Raw genomic sequence first — 18,031 nt, 5'->3', positions numbered from 1 at the left:
GAAACAAAGGGATTGAAATGGTGGTCAGATGAGTATCAAGCTTCAACAATTAATGCATTTTGTGATGGTGGTAGAAGAAGGTGGTTTCCGAGCAGCGTCACACCGAGCGAATCGCTCTCAGGCTGCATTATCAACATCAATCAAAGAACTGGAAAAGATACTCGGACAGCCGCTATTTGAAGCAGGCAACAAAGCAAAGCTGACTCCATTTGGTAAGATATGTTTACCGAAAATAATCCAGTTTCTAAATATCTATAATGCACTCGATAACGACTTAAGAGCCGCTGCTGCTGGGCAACAAGGACGGGTAAGAATTGCGAGCGTGCCTTCGGTGGCGGCCAAACTTATCCCTAGTGTACTGGGCGCATTCAGTGAACAATTCCCCAATGTAGAAGTGAGCCTTATTGATGATAATGCCGCAGGGGTTGAAGAAAGGCTGCTTTCTGGTGAAGTGGATTTGGCGCTCGGTAACCCATCTCACCTCGATGAAGGCGGGATAAATTTCACCTCACTTCTCTCAGACCCTATTGGTGTGGTTTGCCTGAAAGATAATCCCATTGCTCAGCATCCCGCGGGAATAGAATGGCAAACATTGCTTGAACAGCCATTTATTCGCAATGGTACTTGTACACTCCTCGATCCTACTCCTGCCAGGGCGCTCAGTGAGCAAGCTCTATATTCAGTAGAAAACATTACTTCACTGTTTTCTGTATTGGAGCTGGGCATTGGCGTAACCACTTTGCCTAAACTTGCCTTTCCTACCAATGAAACTCGCTTGGTTTGGATACCGCTGATCGACCCACCTTTAGAAAGACAGATTGGTATTTTCACTTTGAGCGATCGCACCATATCGCCCCAAGCTCAAGCCTTTCATGATTTATGCATCGAGTATCTCAATTACGACAAAGCAATGTGAATCTTATCTCAACACCAGAGTTCAAATTCGTTATGCTTTAATCATCAACGAATAAGGAACTCACGATGAAAAAATGGCTCGCAATATTACTGACTTCAGCAACGCTTCTGAGCGCACAAGCTTTAGCATCCCAGCGAGCCGATATTGGTTGGGAATGGATTGAACAAGGCGCACTGATTGTCGATGTTAGAACGCCACAAGAATTTGCCGATGGTCATTTAGATCACGCCAAAAACTACCCACTGTCTGAGCTAGACAAGCATTTTGCTAACATCGACAAAGACGCTCAGATTGTTCTCTACTGTCGCAGTGGTAATCGTTCTGGTAAAGCTTTTCAGTATTTAACCGCTCAGGGCTTTACTAATCTGCATAACGCCGGTGGCTTTGTTGAAATGGAACAGGCGAAGTAACAGCTAGTCTTGCTGAAGGCGAGATGGCTCTTCATACAATACGTGGCTCACCAAAAGTATTTAGCCATGTTACAACTGAGCATAAAGACGCCCTCTAGACACTAACTCTCGGCCTATTGAATCATCAGGTGATGCTTGGAAAACCATTAGACGAGCACTTCGTTCTTCAGCAAGCGGAACGCGTATTACGTTAAGACTTTCAATTAATTATCTAAATTTCTATTGGTTGATTTCGATTTTACGGCTAAGGTTAAATTCTAAGAAAACAACGCGTTAAATGGATGTGCTCATGCCTGTAGTTCTTGCCTTATTGATCGGCTTTTTCACTTACCTACAACCTGTCTATGCTGAACAGACTAAATACTCAGAATCGGACCTACTCGATCGCCCCTTAATGGAGCGCTACATCCTGGATGAATTAAAAGCGCTTCGCCAAGAACAGCAAGATTTAGAACGCAAGTTGACCATTCAAATCACTGACCGCGAGCTTAGCGTCGCAGATAAGTCATTGAACTACGCGAATGTGACAGTGACTTACTTCTTCTACATTATTGCAGGTGTTGCTTCAATGATCGCTTTTGTCGGCTGGCAGTCTCTGCGTGAGTTTAAAGCCAATACTAAAGAGATGGCGGATAAACGCCTTGATGCGATTGCCGATGAATATCAGAAAAAGTTCGGCGCTTTGGAGCGAGACTTAAAGCGTAAAACACGCATCATCAGTGAAAACAACAAAGAGATAGAGAAGATTAACGAGATCCATAACCTCTGGCTTCGCGCGCAAAGCATGCCAACTGCTGAACAGCGTATTGATGTGTATGATGAGATCTTAACCCTGCGCCCGGGCGATCTAGAAGCGCTGACCTACAAAGCAGATGCGGCAATGGAAATCAAAGAGTACCACTGGGCGCTGAGCTTATGTAATCGCGTGTTAGAACTTGACGATACGAATGGTCCGGCCCTTTACCAGCGCGCTTGTGCCTATTCTCGACTCGGTATTGAAGAACAAGCGATTGAAGACCTTGCTCGTGCGATTGATGCTAGCCCATCAATCAGAGACTTGATTGATACCGAACCTGACTTAGAAGGTATGCACGGCAATCCGCGCTTTGATGCCCTGCTCTCTGAAGGGGAGGGATAACCTCTCTTTCATCACTTAGCATTTCTTAACATCTAATTTAGGCATCGTTTCGGCGATGCCTTTTCTTTTGTAACTACACTGTGCCTCTCCGCAACGAGATCACTAAGACACTTTTTGGTTATCAGCCAACACTTTGCACAACCACGAGTTAGAATCTTCATCACACAGTACCCCGAAGTGGCAACAGCAGATTGAGGAAATCACTGCGCAGCTATAACGACAAAAGGCACCAATAGTTGGTGCCTTTTTCAATCAAGTCACTCAGTGCTAAGCCGCTTGGGGAGAGTTATAGTTACCTAGCAATGCGTCATAAAACTCGCTGTCATTAAGTACGCCCACCAGCTTTCCATCTTCAGCTAGCAAAATAGGTTGCCCACTACGCTGCTTCAGTTCAATCGCCTGACGCATACCAATATCTGGGCTGGCGACGACAACCGTTGAGGTCGTAACATCTTCAATTCTGCTGGTTTCACAATCCCATTCAATCAGTGTTAGCTCATCACTTTCTACCAAGCGGAGCTGATTGCTTGTTTGCTCTACCCACACTGGCTGCGCAGTACACACTTGCAGTTGGCTTTGCTCTTTAGTGAGCTCGCTGACTGGCTGCATCAATGAGCGGCCTTTAAGGACATTAAGCGGGTTAGTGTGAGCCACAAAATCACGCACATAATCATTTTCTGGTGTAAGAATGATCTCTTCTGGCTTGCCATGTTGAATCAGTCTGCCAGATTCCATTATCGCAATGTTATTACCAATCTTAAGCGCTTCATCTAGATCATGACTCACGAACAAAATAGTCTTATTAAGCTTCTCTTGCAGCATGATAAGTTCATCTTGTAGCTGAGTACGAATGAGCGGATCAAGGGCAGAAAACGGCTCATCCATTAATAATATATCGGTATCCATAGCGAACGCTCTCGCTAGACCGACACGCTGCTGCATACCACCAGATAACTCATGAGGAAACTTAGACTCCCACTCGGACAGGCCAACCATCTCAAGCTGCTCACGTGCTTTGCTTTGGCGTTCAGATTTACCCATACCTTGCAGCTCTAGACCAAATGCAACATTGTCCAATACCGTTAACCACGGCATCAAAGCAAACTTCTGGAACACCATGGACACGCGATGGGTACGTAAGCGGCGCAGAGTTTCGTCGTCACAGTTAGCTAGGTCGACTTTCTCATCGCCGTCTTTAAGTTCTAACGCGCCACGTGAAATCTCATTAAGACCATTTACCGCGCGTAGCAGGCTGGATTTGCCTGAGCCAGATAGACCCATCAGCACACAAATTTCGCCTTCTTTGACAGTCAGAGATACATTATCAACGCCAACAACTTGCGCGGTTTCATCAATAATTTCTTGGCGAGTTTTGCCGTTATCTAACAGCTCTAGTGCTAGCTGTGGTTTATCACCAAACACCACATCGAGGTTTTTAATGGTAATCGCATCCATGATTAAGCTTCCTTCTGATTTGGTGATTTACATAGACGATCAAGAATGATCGCTACAAGAACGATCGCAAGTCCAGCTTCAAAGCCTTGCGAAATATTTACCGTGTTCAAAGCGCGAACCACAGGTTTACCTAGACCATCAGCACCCACTAGCGCGGCAATCACCACCATAGAAAGCGATAACATAATGCACTGAGTTACTCCCGCCATAATGCTTGGCATGGCTGCTGGCAACTCAACTTTAAACAACAGCTTCATACGCGTCGCACCAAACGCTTTACCCGCTTCGACTAACTCTTCAGGCACTTTAGTGATACCTAGGTAGGTCAAACGAATCGGTGCAGCAATCGCGAAAATGATGGTTGAAATAAGTCCAGGTACAATGCCTAAACCAAACAGGACTAGCGTTGGGATCAAGTAAACAAACGTCGGTACGGTCTGCATTAAGTCCAAAATTGGTCTGAGTAAGGTGTATAACCAAGGTCGGTGAGCCGCCATGATCCCGATAGGCACGCCAATTAATACAGAAATCGTTGTCGCTGAGAAAACCAGAACAAAGGTTTCTAGCATTTCTTGCCAGTAGCCAAGGTTTAAGATGGTAAGCAGTGCACCAATAACAAACAGAACAAGCGGGATACTACGGTGTAAGTACCAAGCAATGGCCGCCGTCATAACGATTGGCATTGCAGGAGGCATCCACTTAAAAATATCTACAACAAAAAGAATGATCGTCTCTAAGAAGATCGCAATCGCATCAAACAGACCCGCAGCATTGAAGGTTAGCCAATCAACCCCTGCTTCCATCCATTGACCCAGTGGGATTTTGTTGTCAGTAATAAAATTCACAATACAGCCTTTGTGGTAATGATTATTGAGCGTGTGAGAAAGGGCAGGCAAGGTGCCCACCCCAAGTGCCGTTAATTAAGGCGTCGTTAATTAAGCTTTAGAATTAATGTAGCTAGTCACGGCACTTTGCGCTTCTTCACCTTGCAGTGTCTTCACACCGTTAAGCCACGCTTCCACTTGTTGCGGGTTTGCTTTCAACCACTGCTGAGCCGCTTTTGCAGGCTTGACGTTCTGGTTAAGAATGGCTTCCATCAGCTCGTTTTCCATTTCAAGGCTAAACTCTAGGTTTTTAAGCAAGTTACCTACGTTTTGACACTCACTTAGGTAGTCTTTACGTACGTTGGTGTAAACATTAGCGCCACCGTAGTTCGGGCCAAAGAAGTCATCACCGCCATCAAGGTATGCCATCTCAATGTTGCTGTTCATTGGGTGCGGAGCCCAACCTAGGTAAACAATCCATTGGTTACGACGCACTGCACGTGACACTTGCGACACCATGCCTGCTTCGCTTGATTCCACAAGGCTGAAGTCTTTCAGACCGAATGCGTCACTGTCGATCATCGACTGAATCAGGCGGTTGCCATCATTACCCGGTTCAATACCGTAGATGCGGTCTTTGAATTTATCGGCATTCTTAGCCAGATCGGCAAAGCTCTTCACACCTGCATCGTAAACATACTTGGGTACTGCCAATGTGTACTTCGCGCCTTCTAAGTTGGCACGAACCGTTTCAACAGTGCCAGCTTCACGGTATTTAGCGATATCTCCCTCCATGGTTGGCATCCAGTTGCCAAGGAAGATATCGATATCACCGTTCGCCATTGATGAGTAAGTCACAGGTACAGACAGCAAATCTGTTTTGGTTTTATAACCAAGGCCTTTCAGTAGTTCTGAAGTCACCGCTGTCGTCGCGGTAATGTCTGTCCAACCTACGTCAGCAAAACGTACGGTTTCACATTGGTTGGCATAAGCGTTCATCGCTAAGCTACTTAGGGCGATGGTCGAAAGTGTTTTTGTCATCATAGACATGGTGTTTTCCTTGTAATAGTTACTGACTTTTTGGGGAATTAATCCAGCTCTCTGAGTGGAGCGGTATTTCTCTGTTTTTGTTGCCAGTTTGGAGCAATCCAAACCGCTTGTTGGTTGGTTTCTAAACTTGGCTTACCAAGAATCATGTCTGCGGCGCGTTCAGCCACCATGATGGTTGGTGCATTAAGGTTTCCGTTTGGAATGGTTGGGAATATCGAAGAGTCCACCACGCGAAGTCCTGCAATACCACGCACACGACACGCTTCATCAAGCACCGCCATTGGGTCATCATCTGAGCCCATTTTGCAGCTACATGATGGGTGGTAGGCACTTTCCACGTTTTCTTTAACCCATTGGTCAATCGCTTCATCGCTGGTCACATCAACACCCGGCTGAATCTCTTCACCGCGGAAACGATCCATCGCAGGCTGCATCAGAATTTCACGAGTAAGACGGATACAATCACGCCAATCTTGACGATCTTGTTCAGTAGAAATGTAGTTAAATTCAATGCGTGGCTTATCGTTTGGATTCGAAGAAGTGATCTCTATTGAGCCGCGACTTTCTGGCTTGTTCGGACCAACATGTACCTGAAAGCCGTGGCCATCAAACGCAGCTTGGCCGTCATAACGCATTGCTGCAGGTAGGAAGTGATATTGGATATTTGGCCACTTAAGTCCTTTGCGTGAACGGATAAAGGCGCAAGATTCGAAGTGATTGGTCGCACCTAACCCCCTACGAGTTAAGATCCATTCAGTGCCTATCAATCCCTTACTCACCAAACCTAACTTGCTATTAAGCGTGATCGGTTGCGTACAGTGGTACTGGAAGTAGACCTCTAAATGGTCTTGGAGGTTTTGGCCAACGCCCGGCAAATCATGAACCAGTTCAACACCCGCTTTGGCAAGCACCTGCTTTGGACCAATACCAGATAGTTGAAGTAATTGCACTGAGCCAACAGACCCCGCGCTCGACACTACTTCTTTCTTGGCAAACGCCTTAATCACTCGACCTGACTTTTCAAACTCGACACCGACAGCGTTCTTACCTTCAATGAGCACTTTGTGTGCGACGACACCTTTCACCAAGGTTAGGTTATCTCGTTTTAGAGCTCGTCTCAGGTAAGCGTTAGAAGTCGAAGCTCGAACACCACCATCAACTGTCATATGCATCGGGCCGAAGCCTTCTTGCTGATAACCGTTGTAATCTTTGGTTTCTGGATAACCCGCTTCTTTACCCGCATCAATGAAAGCTTGGTAGAGCGGGTTGCGCTGCATGTCGTTGCCACCACACGTCCCTACCGGACCATTCCCCCCGCGGTAATTATCTTCTCCACCACTCCAGCTTTCAGCGCGGCGGAAATAAGGCAGACAAGATTGGTAGTTCCACCCCTTAGCGCCATGCTCTTCCCATTGGTCAAAATCGCAAGCGTGGCCACGAACATAAACCATACCGTTAATGGACGAGCTACCACCTAATACTTTTCCACGTGGACAGTGAAGCTGACGGCCATCAAGCCCCTGCTCTGCAACAGTTTCAAATTGCCATGCGTACTTTTCGGTATTCATTGGATAGGAAAGTGCCGTTGGCATTTGGATAAAAATGCTTTTATCTGTACCACCCGCCTCTAGTAGCAACACTTGGTGCTCACCACTTTCTGTCAGACGATCCGCCAGTACACAGCCGGCCGAACCCGCGCCGACGATAATATAATCGTAGCGTTGTTGCATGTTATCTCTCCGTAGATTCGTTATTAGGCGTATGGGCTGGCGTAGTCGCCAAGCTCAATCAGCACGCTTTTAGTCTGGGTGTAATGGCGTAGGGTTTCTGGGCCATTTTCGCGGCCGATGCCCGAATGCTTGTAACCACCAACCGGCATTTCAGCAGGTGAATCTCCCCAGGTATTGACCCAACAAATCCCAGCTTGCATCTGATGTATCACGCGGTGTGCGCGCGCTAAATTTTGGGTAAAGATACCCGCCGCTAGGCCGTAATCGGTATTGTTGGCACGTTTAATCACGTCTTGCTCGTCACTAAAGGTCAGCACTGACATCACTGGGCCAAAGATCTCTTGTTGGACGTGTTCCATGTTGTCATCACAATCAACAAACACCGTTGGAGCAACAAAGTTACCTGTAGCAAGACCGTTGTCAGTCACTTGATATCCACCAGTAAGCAGCGTCGCACCGCTCTGTTTAGCGCTTTCGATAGCCGCTAAAACCTTGCCTAAATGCTCTTTAGAGATCAGAGCGCCGATTTGAGTTTGCATATCCATTGGATCGCCGACGATCAGCTTTTCAGTACGTGCTTTTAGCTGTTCAATAAACTGCGGGTAAAGAGATTCATGGACAAACACACGTGTGCCATTGGTGCAGACTTCGCCTTGGGTGTAGAAGTTGGCAACCATAGCGGCAGAGACAGCGTCATCAAGCTTGGCATCTTCGAACACAATCATTGGCGACTTACCACCTAGCTCCATCGTCACTTGCTTTAAAGTTTTCGCACTATCAGCCATCACCAACTTGCCGGTACCCGATTCACCAGTAAACGAAACCTTAGCAATATCAGGGTGGGCTGTGAGCATTTGCCCAACACGGTGATCGCCTTGCACTACGTTGAACACACCGTCAGGTAAGCCTGCTTCAGTAAAGATCTCGGCAAGTTTTAGCGCAGTAAGCGGCGTTTCTTCTGAAGGTTTGAAGATCATGACGTTGCCTGCTGCCAGTGCAGGCGCGGATTTCCACATCGCGATCTGAATTGGGTAATTCCATGCGCCAATACCCGCACAAACCCCTAGCGGTTCACGACGAGTGTAGAAAAACTGGCTATCACTCAAGGGCTGCTGTTCACCTTGTAGCGCAGGAGCTAGGCCGGCGAAATACTCAATAACATCAGCGCCCGTTGCTATATCAACTTCAATCGCTTCTTGTAGCGGTTTACCGGTATCCGCAACTTCAAGTGCCGCCAGTTCATCGTTTCGCTCACGAAGAAGCGCTACCGCTTTAAGTAAAATACGGCTGCGCTCTGTTGGGCTCATCGCTGACCACACGGCAAAGCCTTGTTTCGCTGATTCTACTGCCAGTTCTAGGTCGTTTGGGCTTGCTTGAGCAACCTCCGCAAGCGGCTCACCCGTTGCAGGGTTGTATGTCACAAAGCTTTCACCAGACGTTGCTGATTGCGCTTTGCCATTGATATAAAGTGTTTTCATTTCCATTTGAAAGTCTGACTTTTCGTTATTTTTTTGAGTAGAAAGTGAGTTGTTTGTCGAGATAATCGTTGATGATAAAGCGCGCTTTATCTGCATCTATGCCTTGTGGGTTGAGCGTTCCACGTAGCCAAATACCATCAATCAATGCCGCAATACCATGGGCAACAACTTCCGCTTGCTCTGCCCCTAAAAGGGCTTTGAGTTCAATTTTAAGGTGAGAGAGTAGGCGCTTTTCATTGACATGCTGTAAGCGCTTGAGCTTTTCGTCATGCATCGAATATGACCAAAATGCCAACCATGTTTTAGCCACTTGGTTCTCTGCCTGGAAACCAACAAAGTTACCATCAACGATGGCAATAATACGCTGCTGATGGGCCTCTTTTGGCAAGTCAGCAAGCTTTGACATGATAGTGGCAGAGTGCTGACGCAAGATCTCTCGCATCGTTTCTTCAAGCAGACCATGTTTACCACCAAAATAGTGGTTGATGATCCCTGTCGAAACCCCCGCCTCTTTGCTGATCAGCGCAATGCTTGCGCCATGCAACCCAACACGATCAATAACCGCCATGGTGGCCCTAACAAGCTGAGGTTTTCTAATTTCTGGCATGCCCACTTTCGGCATTTTGAATCCCTTTTCTTTTTTTATTGAACGTTCAGTTAAATATAAAATGCCGCAAAACCATTTAGATCTCAAACTATTTATCTATAAATTTGATCTAATTACACAAAAACAACCATTAGCACTAATGAATTAATGCAGTTCGATATTTAAGGTTATAGAAATCCAAGCATGCTTTAACTGAACGAAAATTTACAAAAAAAACAAACCAAAAACAACAAGTTAGAGCAAGCGCCCTCAGGAATTAAATTTGAAAGGCATGGTCTACTGGAGCAAAAAAAACAGCCAAATCCATCACTCACATAATATTTAGAAGGCGAAGTATTTTTATGTGTATCGATCTATTACTTGAGAAGGGAGTACCTAGCAAAGCAAAAGAAATGAAGATAGAAACAAAAACACACTCAGGCGATAGGCAACAAAAAAGGCCCCAATGCCAAACATTGGAGCCTTTGAAAAAATCGAGTTAGAGGTTATGCGTTAGCGGCGTCTTCAACCATCGCTTTCGATAGCGCTTCAGCTACCTTGATGCCGTCAATACCTGCCGACAAAATACCGCCTGCGTAGCCTGCACCCTCACCCGCTGGGTAGAAGCCTTTTAGGTTAACGCTCTGGAAGTCTTTACCACGCTTAATACATACCGGAGACGATGTACGAGTCTCTACGCCTGTCAGTAGACCATCATCTGATGCAAAGCCTTTGATCTTCTTGTCGAATGCTGGAATCGCTTCACGAATCGCTTCGATTGCGAAATCCGGTAGTGCTTTAGAAATGTCCGTTAGGTGGATACCCGGAGTGAATGATGGTTGAACATCACCAATCTCACTTGGATCGCGACCTTTCAGGAAGTCACCAATCTTCTGCGCAGGGGCATCGTAGTTTTCACCACCAAGTACGTAAGCACCTGACTCAAGTTCACGTTGGAAGCGGATACCTGCTAGTGGGTCACCTGGGTAATCACGCTCTGGGTCAATACCCACTACGATGGCGCTGTTTGCGTTACGCTCTGAACGAGAGTATTGGCTCATACCGTTCGTTACTACGCGGCCTTCTTCAGACGTTGCCGCAACCACAGTACCACCTGGACACATACAGAAGCTGTACACAGTGCGACCATTCTTACAATGGTGAACCAGCTTGTAGTCAGCTGCGCCAAGAATTGGGTGACCTGCGTTTTTACCAAAGCGCGCTTCGTCGATCATCGACTGTTTGTGTTCGATACGGAAACCAACCGAGAATGGTTTTGCTTCCATGTATACGCCGCGATCGTGCAGCATTTCGAACGTATCACGCGCACTGTGGCCTACCGCCAGTACCACGTAGCGAGATTTGATCTCTTCACCGTTAGACAGAGTTAGACCAGTGATTTGATCGCCATCCATGTGGATATCATCAACACGAGTGCTGAAACGGATTTCACCACCCAGTTCGATGATTTTCGCACGCATTTTCTCGATCATCGTAACCAGTTTGAAAGTACCGATGTGCGGCTTACTCACGTACATGATCTCTTCTGGTGCGCCTGCGGCGACAAATTCAGTCGTCACCTTACGGCCGTAGAAGTTTGGATCTTTAATTTGGCTGTATAGCTTACCGTCAGAGAACGTACCTGCACCACCTTCACCAAACTGCACGTTTGATTCTGTGTTCAGTGTGCGCTTACGCCAGAAACCAAAGGTATCTTTCGTACGCTCACGCACCTCTTTACCACGCTCAACCACGATAGGTTTAAAGCCTGATTGCGCAAGAATCAGCGCAGCAAATAGACCACATGGGCCAAAGCCGATAACGACTGGACGCTCTGTTAGGTTCTCTGGCGCTTTCGCTACGAACTTGTACTCCATATCTGGAGTCTCCTTTACGTGCGGGTCACTAACAAACTGCTCAAGTAGTGCAGCTTCATTTTCAACGATCACGTCCAGAGTATAGATAAGTAGGATGTTGGCTTTTTTACGAGCATCGTAGCCACGTCTAAATACATTGTAAGAGATGACTTGATCTTCAGAGATGCCAAGTTTCTTGGTGATGGCAGCAGTCAGTGCCTCTTCCTCATGATCAAGAGGAAGCTTGATTTCATTTAAACGTATCATGTTGATGTCTCGTATAGATAGGTGTCTTAGCCAAAACCGTTTGACGAACGGTCAGCTCACAATGGCGCGCATTTTACGAGAAATTGGTTTGTCTGTCATACTAATTCATAGTAAGGAAATAACATTCCCGATTTAGGATATTGAATTTTGGCTTAGGATGAGTATTATCCCCTATCTTCAAATTCACTAGGTCACTGGCCTTAAACTTAAGAGCACTCATCATGGCGTTTGTCGTAACTGATAACTGTATCCAATGTAAATACACTGACTGTGTCGCTGTATGCCCGGCAGATGCGTTTCATGAAGGTCCAAACTTTATGGTCATCAACCCAATCGAGTGTATCGATTGTGGTCTGTGTGTGGACGAGTGTGATGCTCACGCGATCTTCCAAGAAGATGAAGTGCCAGACGATCAAACTCTCTTCATTGAACTAAATGCTGAACTAGCTGAACTGTGGCCAGTACAAACCGAAGTGAAACCAGCAATGGATGAAGCAGAAAAATGGAATGGTGTGCCTGATAAGCTGGGCATGCTAGAGAAGTAGCAAAATCAAAAATTTAGAAGGGCTGGCGAATACGTCAGCCCTTTTTGCATCATCCCCTTCAACAACGAGCGAATTAGAAAGTGCCTAACATATACTGCTAACCTTTGGTTAGACTTAGATGCATCAGTTTAACTGAGGCAAATAGAAAGCCCTCATAGATAAATAAAAATTATCATTATTATAATATTCAATAATTTTTTGAATTTTCACGTTTCTCCTATACTCCTCCACATCGAAACGAAACACGAAATAAATCAGTTTTTGGAGAAAGTTATGAAAATGAATCACGTTGGTATCATGGTTGGCGATATGGACAAAGCGGTAGAGTTCTACACTAAAGCGCTCGGCCTTCGTATTGTAATGAACAACACCAAGGTCATCGAAGAACGTAAATCTGCAATCGGTCGTATGTGTATCGCAGTATTTGGTGAGGGTTTCAAGGGCTTTAACATCGCTCACCTAGTAACCACTGATGGCATTGGTGTCGAGCTGTTCGAAATGGTTGACCGTGAAGAGCGCCATAACGTTGACTTTTCTCGATTAGGTATCTTCCATTTCTGTCTGCAACTACCAAAAGAGCAGTTTGAATCAGCAATTAAACGTGTAGAAGAATTCGGCGGTAAAGTGCGCATGGATATCCACCGTTATCACCCAGAAGATGACCTAAAGCAAGCGCAAATGGTTTACCTAGAGGACCCATTTGGCAACTTATTCGAGTTTTATTCACACTCTTACGAAGATACTTACGCTTCTGATTACGAGTAACTCTGTTACTTTTAAAATACGTAATTCTGATACCCACTAGATACAAGGTCTTGTGGGTATTTACATAAACGCTCTCGGAACACTAACACATTCAGGTATAGATGTAGTTCTTAGTCAATTATTTGGTGTTGTTGGGATAACTTACTGATGAGCGTCTAACTAGAACCGGAATAAATAATCTTTGATCCGACCTCTCAGCTTTATCAGCATTATCAGCTTTGTCAGAATTAATTAGCTTCATTGATAGCTTTACGGCTTCATATGCCATCACCTGTATAGGATAACGAATCGTCGTGAGGCGAGGATAAATATATTGAGCTACATGTCCATCATCAAAACCAATCACAGACATATCTTCGGGTATACGAACACAATTTTCCTGCAGTAATGTCATACAACCTGCAGCCATATAGTCATTATAAGTAGCGACAGCGGTGATTGGGACATTTTTCGCCATAAGGTTTATCATTGCCAACTCACCACCAACTTCATCAGGCTCCCCATATTCTATATACTCTTCATGAACCTCAAGACCATTATCCCGTAATGCGTCTAAGTAACCTTCACGGCGATCATAGGCATCTTCGATCTCATGGCTAGAGCAGATATATCCTATGTGTTTATGGCCATTTCTAATTAAATGCTCAGTAGCGATGTAAGATCCTTTGCGGTTGTCGAGAGCAATACAACGAGAGGCGATACTGGGTACGACTCGATTAATCAATACCATTCCTGGAATTTCGTTGGCCAGTTGGGTCAGCTCAATATCAGCTAAGCCTTTGCTATGTACGATGAGAGATTCACAGCGGCTATTGATCAATAAGTTGATAGCGTTTCGCTCTTTGGTCGCATCGTGATAACCACTACCAATAAGGAGTTGCTTTTCTTGTTCGCTTGCAATTCTATCTATGGCTTTAACCATAGTTCCGAAAAAGGGAGCAGAGACGTCATTCACCAATACACCAATTGCATTTGATGACTTGCTGACGAGCGCACGTGCAGTGGCATTTGGTCGATAGCCTAGCTTTTTCATGGCAGATTTTACTGCGATAGTTGCTGCTTCACTAGTATGGGGGGCATTATTGATGACGCGGGATGCGGTTGCAATGGATACGCCAGCTTCTTTTGCGACGTCTTTGATGGTAGCCATAGGGAACTCAGGATCTGAAATTTGCTTCATTTAACAATGCACCGAGGATGAACTCAAACACCCAATTGAGAATAGTGGCGGTGTATCAAGGTTTTAAAGCAAATAGAACCTAGTTTGAATAAAAAATCCCCAAGCCGAAACTTGGGGATTAAGCCACACTGACGTGTTTTGTGTTTAGGGTCTCAATCGATTACTGAGCGGGTTTAAACGTCACTTTGTAAGCGTATTGATTGTCTGTTAGTTGGAATTCCTTGTGCACACTTGGGCTCCAAGAGTCATCACCGCCCACACCCATGTGTTTATGGTCTAGGCGCACGTAAATCTTCTCTTCTACAACCAAATCATTGGTGTGTTTTGCTGCTGCTAAGTGCTTCTGAGCGTACTGACTCACACTGAACTGGAAGTCACCCGAGATTTCTAACTCATTCACCTTCAACCATTGCGTACCACAGCGCAGACCGCTGTCGGTTGGGAAAATGTATGGCGTGTGCATTTGCTCAAGCGTTTGTGTGTGCTGGCCGAAGCGCGCCGCTGCCAAACGGTCAGGGTAGTTTTCAAATGGACCTAAGCCTTGCCACGTGATCGGCGCGTTTTGCTCATTCAATGGCAGTTCGAACTCCAAACCGATGCGTGGCATTGGTGGTAAATCATCAGCCAGCTTCACGTCGACAGCCAATGCCATCTCACCGTTATTGCTCAGCGTGTGCGTCCAAGTCGTGATCGCTTGTACTTCACCATTAAAGTGGTAAGCGAACGTCGAAGTCACTTTCACTGCGTGCGCTAGGGTTTCACTGTGGTACGCGACACATTGGCGCTCCCACTGGCCGATACCCGCCATGTCCCAACGACACATCCAAGCGTTTGGATCGACGTTGTCGATTTCGCTCACACCAATGTCGTTATCCAGTGGTGCACGGAAGAAGTTATCTTGCGGTGCCGCTAGCATTTGTGCTTCGCCATCGACACGCCAATCGGTCATCAAACCAGTCTGGCTATCCCAACGCCATTGATGTTTTTCATCCGCGCTAGACACCAAAATGGTGTTATCTTGCTGCGTTAGCATTGGCGCTGGTTTCGTTTCCAATGTTGGCAGAACAAGGCCTGCTGTATTGCGTAGTGACATTTGCTCAGAAGCGACGACGTACTCAGCTTCTGCCCAAGGCGTAGCAGCGATCAGAGTAATGTCGGTATTTAAGTGATATTGCGCTTCCGCTTTTGGCGTGAAGTTAAGTGCAATCTCAATACTTGCTTGGCTGTCGGCTTCCACGTTGAGTCCGAACGAACCCGTTTGGATTACTTTGCCATCTTCCAACAGAGACCAGTTCAATTGCTCATTATCGGTCGTGCGGAACAAGTTCTCGTTAGTCACTAACAGTGTACATGCGTCTTTGGTTTGTTCTTGCAGTGACACGGTGATCATACGTTGGCAGTACTTTGCTTCTTCCAACGTTGGGTGAATCGTGCGATCTGGGAAGATCAAACCGTTGATGCAGAACTGACGGTCATTGATTTCATCACCAAAGTCGCCGCCGTAAGCCCAGAAGTGCTGGCCGTTTTCATCCCATTGGCTCAAGCCTTGATCGACCCAATCCCAAATAAAGCCACCTTGTAGGCGAGGGTAATCGCGGAACGCATCCCAGTAGTCATTAAAGCTTCCCAGACTGTTACCCATTGCGTGCGCGTATTCACACAAAATCAAAGGACGAGTTTCGTTTGGTAACGACACCCATTTCTTGATTGCCCATTTAGGCACAGCTTCGTCTTCGATGACCGTATTCACACGCGCATACATTGGTGCAATGATGTCGGTTGCTGTGGTGTTTGAACCGCCGCCTTCGTACTGCACTGGGCGAGAAGGGTCGTAGTTTTTAGACCAAGCGTACATCGCATTGTGGTTGCTGCCGTGACCAGACTCGTTACCTAAAGACCAGATGATGATCGAAGGGTGGTTCTTATCACGCATCACCATTTGGGTATAGCGGCTCATGTAAGCGTGCGCCCATTGTGGATCGCTCGATAGGCGGTTCATTGGTTGCATACCATGCGTTTCGATGTTCGCCTCATCGCACACGTACAAGCCGTATTGGTCACACAGTTCATACCAACGAGGGTGGTTCGGGTAGTGCGCTGTACGTACCGCGTTGAAGTTGTATTGCTTCATCAAGCAGATGTCACGGATCATGTCTTCTTCTGTCATCACATGACCTAGCTCTGGATGATGTTCGTGACGGTTCACGCCGCGGATCAGCAAAGGCTTACCGTTTAGCTTCAATTGGCCATCGGTGATTTCGACTTTACGAAAGCCCACAGGATAAGCTTCGCTTTCTAAATGCGTGCCGTTTTCATCCAATAGTGAAACGACTAAGCGGTAAAGGTTCGGTGTTTCCGCCGTCCATTTCTTTGGCTCGCGTACGTGCAATGTTTGGAATACCACGTCATCCCATGTGCCACGTTCGTCGATGCGACGATTGTGAGGACGGTCGATTCGTGGCTCTGTCACGGCTTGTTTGCCATCAAACAGCTGCACTTGAACTTGGTAGGTGTCAGGCGCAGAAATCGAAGTCACAACCGACAGTGAACCATCACGGTAACACGCGTCTAAATCCGGTGTGATGAACACATCTTCAATGCAGTGTTGTGGTTTAGATAGCAAAGTTACGTCGCGGAATATACCGCTTAACCACCACATATCTTGGTCTTCTAGGTAACTGCCATCACTCCAACGAATCACCATGACAGCTAGGCTATTGTCACCCGCAACAAGGTAAGGTGTTAGGTCGAATTCAGAAGGCAGGCGGCTATCTTGGCTGTAGCCAACCCAAGTGCCGTTGCACCAAAGGTGGAAAGCCGAGTTCACGCCATCAAAGATAATGCGCTGAGTGTTGACTAAATCTTCTAGTGAAAGTGACACAGTAGTGCGGTAGCAACCCGTTGGGTTATCACTTGGTACAAACGGCGGGTTTACCTCAAATGGGTATTTTACGTTGGCGTAGATAGGCTTGTCGTAACCTTGCATTTGCCAGTTTGAAGGGACAGTAATCTCATCCCAGTCTTTGTCATTGAATTGTGACTCGATGAACTCGCCGTCAACTTGCTCTGGCGCATCAAACAGTTTGAATTTCCATTGTCCGTTCAGCGATTGACGCTGGGCTTGAATACCGTCGCGGGCATGGTCAATATCGCGGAAACTGGAAAGAGGGCTGTGAACCTTAAGACAGTGAATGTTCACTGATTGCGGGTTTTCCCAGTCGCGTCTTTGGAGAATTTCTGAAAATGCCTTCATGGTTTTCCTACTTAACTTTTTGTTTCTAATTTTTTCACCCTAGTGTTGAGTTGTTAACTGACTGGAAAGGCGCTTTGCTGCTTAAGTGTTAGTGACCAATGATGGGGTCTCCTCTACTCGTTGAGCTCCTTAAAAGATCATTACTCCACCATGGGTTTCACGAAATATCTTTACTATTTTTTTATAGTTTGAGTCCTAACTCGCTGCGCAGTGTAAACAAACTCTGGAAACGTTTTCATGATGAGGTTGGCATTTTTGTCGTAACAGGGTCGGCTATTACCATTTTGTGTGATTGTGATCTCTTAAATTGAGATTTTAAGCGCAATTTTTGATTAATGTCTAACCACACAGGTTGGAATCGTTTACTTGAACTGGGTGATGCTTAAGTTTAAAGGCGGAAGCCAATGTCATTCAAACTATTGAATTAAATCATTTTTTATTAAAAGGACGCTCTTAGAAAAGAGAGCCCAATTGAAATCAACTGGGCATGTGAGACAAGGAAGCATATACAGAAAGTGGTTCGTGGGCGCGCTGCACACGAGCATTTGCTGTATCGTCAAACTGGGATTTTGAGTTAG

The 18,031-nt window shown here is 46.1% G+C and carries 14 protein-coding genes; 5 read left to right on the top strand and 9 right to left on the bottom strand.

The features are described from left to right. Positions 1-28 precede the first annotated feature (28 nt). The 3 genes from ACU01J_RS05345 (at position 29) to ACU01J_RS05335 (ending at position 2,464) form a co-directional block, all read left to right on the top strand. The gene (locus tag ACU01J_RS05345) at positions 29-916 is read left to right on the top strand and encodes a LysR substrate-binding domain-containing protein (protein ID WP_481084726.1); all 888 of its coding nucleotides are present in this window, start codon (positions 29-31) and stop codon (positions 914-916) included. A gap of 65 nt (positions 917-981) precedes the next feature. Continuing rightward, entirely contained in the window at positions 982-1,326 is a 345-nt protein-coding gene (locus ACU01J_RS05340; protein ID WP_481084725.1) for a rhodanese-like domain-containing protein, read from the top strand. A 289-nt stretch (positions 1,327-1,615) separates the two neighbouring features. Beyond that, positions 1,616-2,464, top strand: coding sequence for a TPR end-of-group domain-containing protein (locus ACU01J_RS05335; protein WP_481084724.1), 849 nt, complete (start codon positions 1,616-1,618; stop codon positions 2,462-2,464). 267 nt (positions 2,465-2,731) lie between these two features. Here the strand turns inward: ACU01J_RS05335 and choV are convergent, their stop codons facing one another. From choV to ACU01J_RS05300, 7 genes are all read right to left on the bottom strand, one after another. Continuing rightward, on the bottom strand, positions 2,732-3,919 hold the full coding sequence (gene choV, locus ACU01J_RS05330) for a choline ABC transporter ATP-binding protein (RefSeq protein WP_481084723.1): 1,188 nt from the start codon (positions 3,917-3,919) through the stop codon (positions 2,732-2,734). A gap of 2 nt (positions 3,920-3,921) precedes the next feature. Beyond that, a complete protein-coding gene (choW, locus tag ACU01J_RS05325; protein ID WP_134835543.1) occupies positions 3,922-4,764 on the bottom strand; it encodes a choline ABC transporter permease subunit in 843 nt (280 codons plus the stop codon). A gap of 90 nt (positions 4,765-4,854) precedes the next feature. Then, positions 4,855-5,793, bottom strand: a complete 939-nt coding sequence (locus ACU01J_RS05320; protein ID WP_481084722.1) for a choline ABC transporter substrate-binding protein — start codon at positions 5,791-5,793, stop codon at positions 4,855-4,857. 38 nt (positions 5,794-5,831) lie between these two features. After that, positions 5,832-7,523 (bottom strand): choline dehydrogenase, encoded by a 1,692-nt coding sequence (gene betA / locus ACU01J_RS05315; RefSeq protein WP_481084721.1) that lies wholly within the window; start codon positions 7,521-7,523, stop codon positions 5,832-5,834. A gap of 23 nt (positions 7,524-7,546) precedes the next feature. Next, positions 7,547-9,007, bottom strand: coding sequence for a betaine-aldehyde dehydrogenase (gene betB, locus ACU01J_RS05310; RefSeq protein WP_481084720.1), 1,461 nt, complete (start codon positions 9,005-9,007; stop codon positions 7,547-7,549). Between the two features lie 19 nt (positions 9,008-9,026). Next, positions 9,027-9,623, bottom strand: coding sequence for a transcriptional regulator BetI (gene betI, locus ACU01J_RS05305; RefSeq protein WP_481084719.1), 597 nt, complete (start codon positions 9,621-9,623; stop codon positions 9,027-9,029). A 470-nt stretch (positions 9,624-10,093) separates the two neighbouring features. Next, positions 10,094-11,710: an NAD(P)/FAD-dependent oxidoreductase gene (locus ACU01J_RS05300; protein WP_481084718.1), complete on the bottom strand. Its 1,617-nt coding sequence runs from the start codon at positions 11,708-11,710 to the stop codon at positions 10,094-10,096. 221 nt (positions 11,711-11,931) lie between these two features. Here ACU01J_RS05300 and fdxA point away from each other — a divergent pair, with 221 nt between their 5' ends. Together fdxA and ACU01J_RS05290 are read left to right on the top strand one after the other, a co-directional pair. Next, entirely contained in the window at positions 11,932-12,255 is a 324-nt protein-coding gene (fdxA, locus tag ACU01J_RS05295; RefSeq protein WP_004746605.1) for a ferredoxin FdxA, read from the top strand. A 273-nt stretch (positions 12,256-12,528) separates the two neighbouring features. Beyond that, a complete protein-coding gene (locus ACU01J_RS05290) occupies positions 12,529-13,020 on the top strand; it encodes a VOC family protein (RefSeq protein ID WP_481084717.1) in 492 nt (163 codons plus the stop codon). A 118-nt stretch (positions 13,021-13,138) separates the two neighbouring features. Here ACU01J_RS05290 and ACU01J_RS05285 read toward each other — a convergent pair whose 3' ends face one another. Next, positions 13,139-14,170 carry a substrate-binding domain-containing protein gene (locus ACU01J_RS05285; protein ID WP_481084919.1) on the bottom strand — a complete coding sequence of 344 codons (1,032 nt, stop codon included), beginning with the start codon at positions 14,168-14,170 and terminating at the stop codon, positions 13,139-13,141. Between the two features lie 190 nt (positions 14,171-14,360). Next, complete coding sequence (locus tag ACU01J_RS05280) at positions 14,361-17,453, bottom strand: beta-galactosidase (protein WP_481084716.1); 3,093 nt, start codon at positions 17,451-17,453, stop codon at positions 14,361-14,363. Positions 17,454-18,031: the final 578 nt, after the last annotated feature.

The sequence above is a fragment of the Vibrio sp. 2433-A1 genome (assembly GCF_056726085.1).
This window is presented reverse-complemented; position numbering and strand designations above follow the sequence as displayed.

Coding starts and splice junctions, on each gene's coding strand:
- ACU01J_RS05345 (WP_481084726.1), top strand. CDS start 29: ATGAGTATCAAGCTTCAACAATTAATGCATTTTGTGATGGTGGTAGAA.
- ACU01J_RS05340 (WP_481084725.1), top strand. CDS start 982: ATGAAAAAATGGCTCGCAATATTACTGACTTCAGCAACGCTTCTGAGC.
- ACU01J_RS05335 (WP_481084724.1), top strand. CDS start 1,616: ATGCCTGTAGTTCTTGCCTTATTGATCGGCTTTTTCACTTACCTACAA.
- choV (WP_481084723.1), bottom strand. CDS start 3,919: ATGGATGCGATTACCATTAAAAACCTCGATGTGGTGTTTGGTGATAAA.
- ACU01J_RS05320 (WP_481084722.1), bottom strand. CDS start 5,793: ATGTCTATGATGACAAAAACACTTTCGACCATCGCCCTAAGTAGCTTA.
- betA (WP_481084721.1), bottom strand. CDS start 7,523: ATGCAACAACGCTACGATTATATTATCGTCGGCGCGGGTTCGGCCGGC.
- betB (WP_481084720.1), bottom strand. CDS start 9,007: ATGGAAATGAAAACACTTTATATCAATGGCAAAGCGCAATCAGCAACG.
- betI (WP_481084719.1), bottom strand. CDS start 9,623: ATGCCGAAAGTGGGCATGCCAGAAATTAGAAAACCTCAGCTTGTTAGG.
- ACU01J_RS05300 (WP_481084718.1), bottom strand. CDS start 11,710: ATGATACGTTTAAATGAAATCAAGCTTCCTCTTGATCATGAGGAAGAG.
- fdxA (WP_004746605.1), top strand. CDS start 11,932: ATGGCGTTTGTCGTAACTGATAACTGTATCCAATGTAAATACACTGAC.
- ACU01J_RS05290 (WP_481084717.1), top strand. CDS start 12,529: ATGAAAATGAATCACGTTGGTATCATGGTTGGCGATATGGACAAAGCG.
- ACU01J_RS05285 (WP_481084919.1), bottom strand. CDS start 14,170: ATGGCTACCATCAAAGACGTCGCAAAAGAAGCTGGCGTATCCATTGCA.
- ACU01J_RS05280 (WP_481084716.1), bottom strand. CDS start 17,453: ATGAAGGCATTTTCAGAAATTCTCCAAAGACGCGACTGGGAAAACCCG.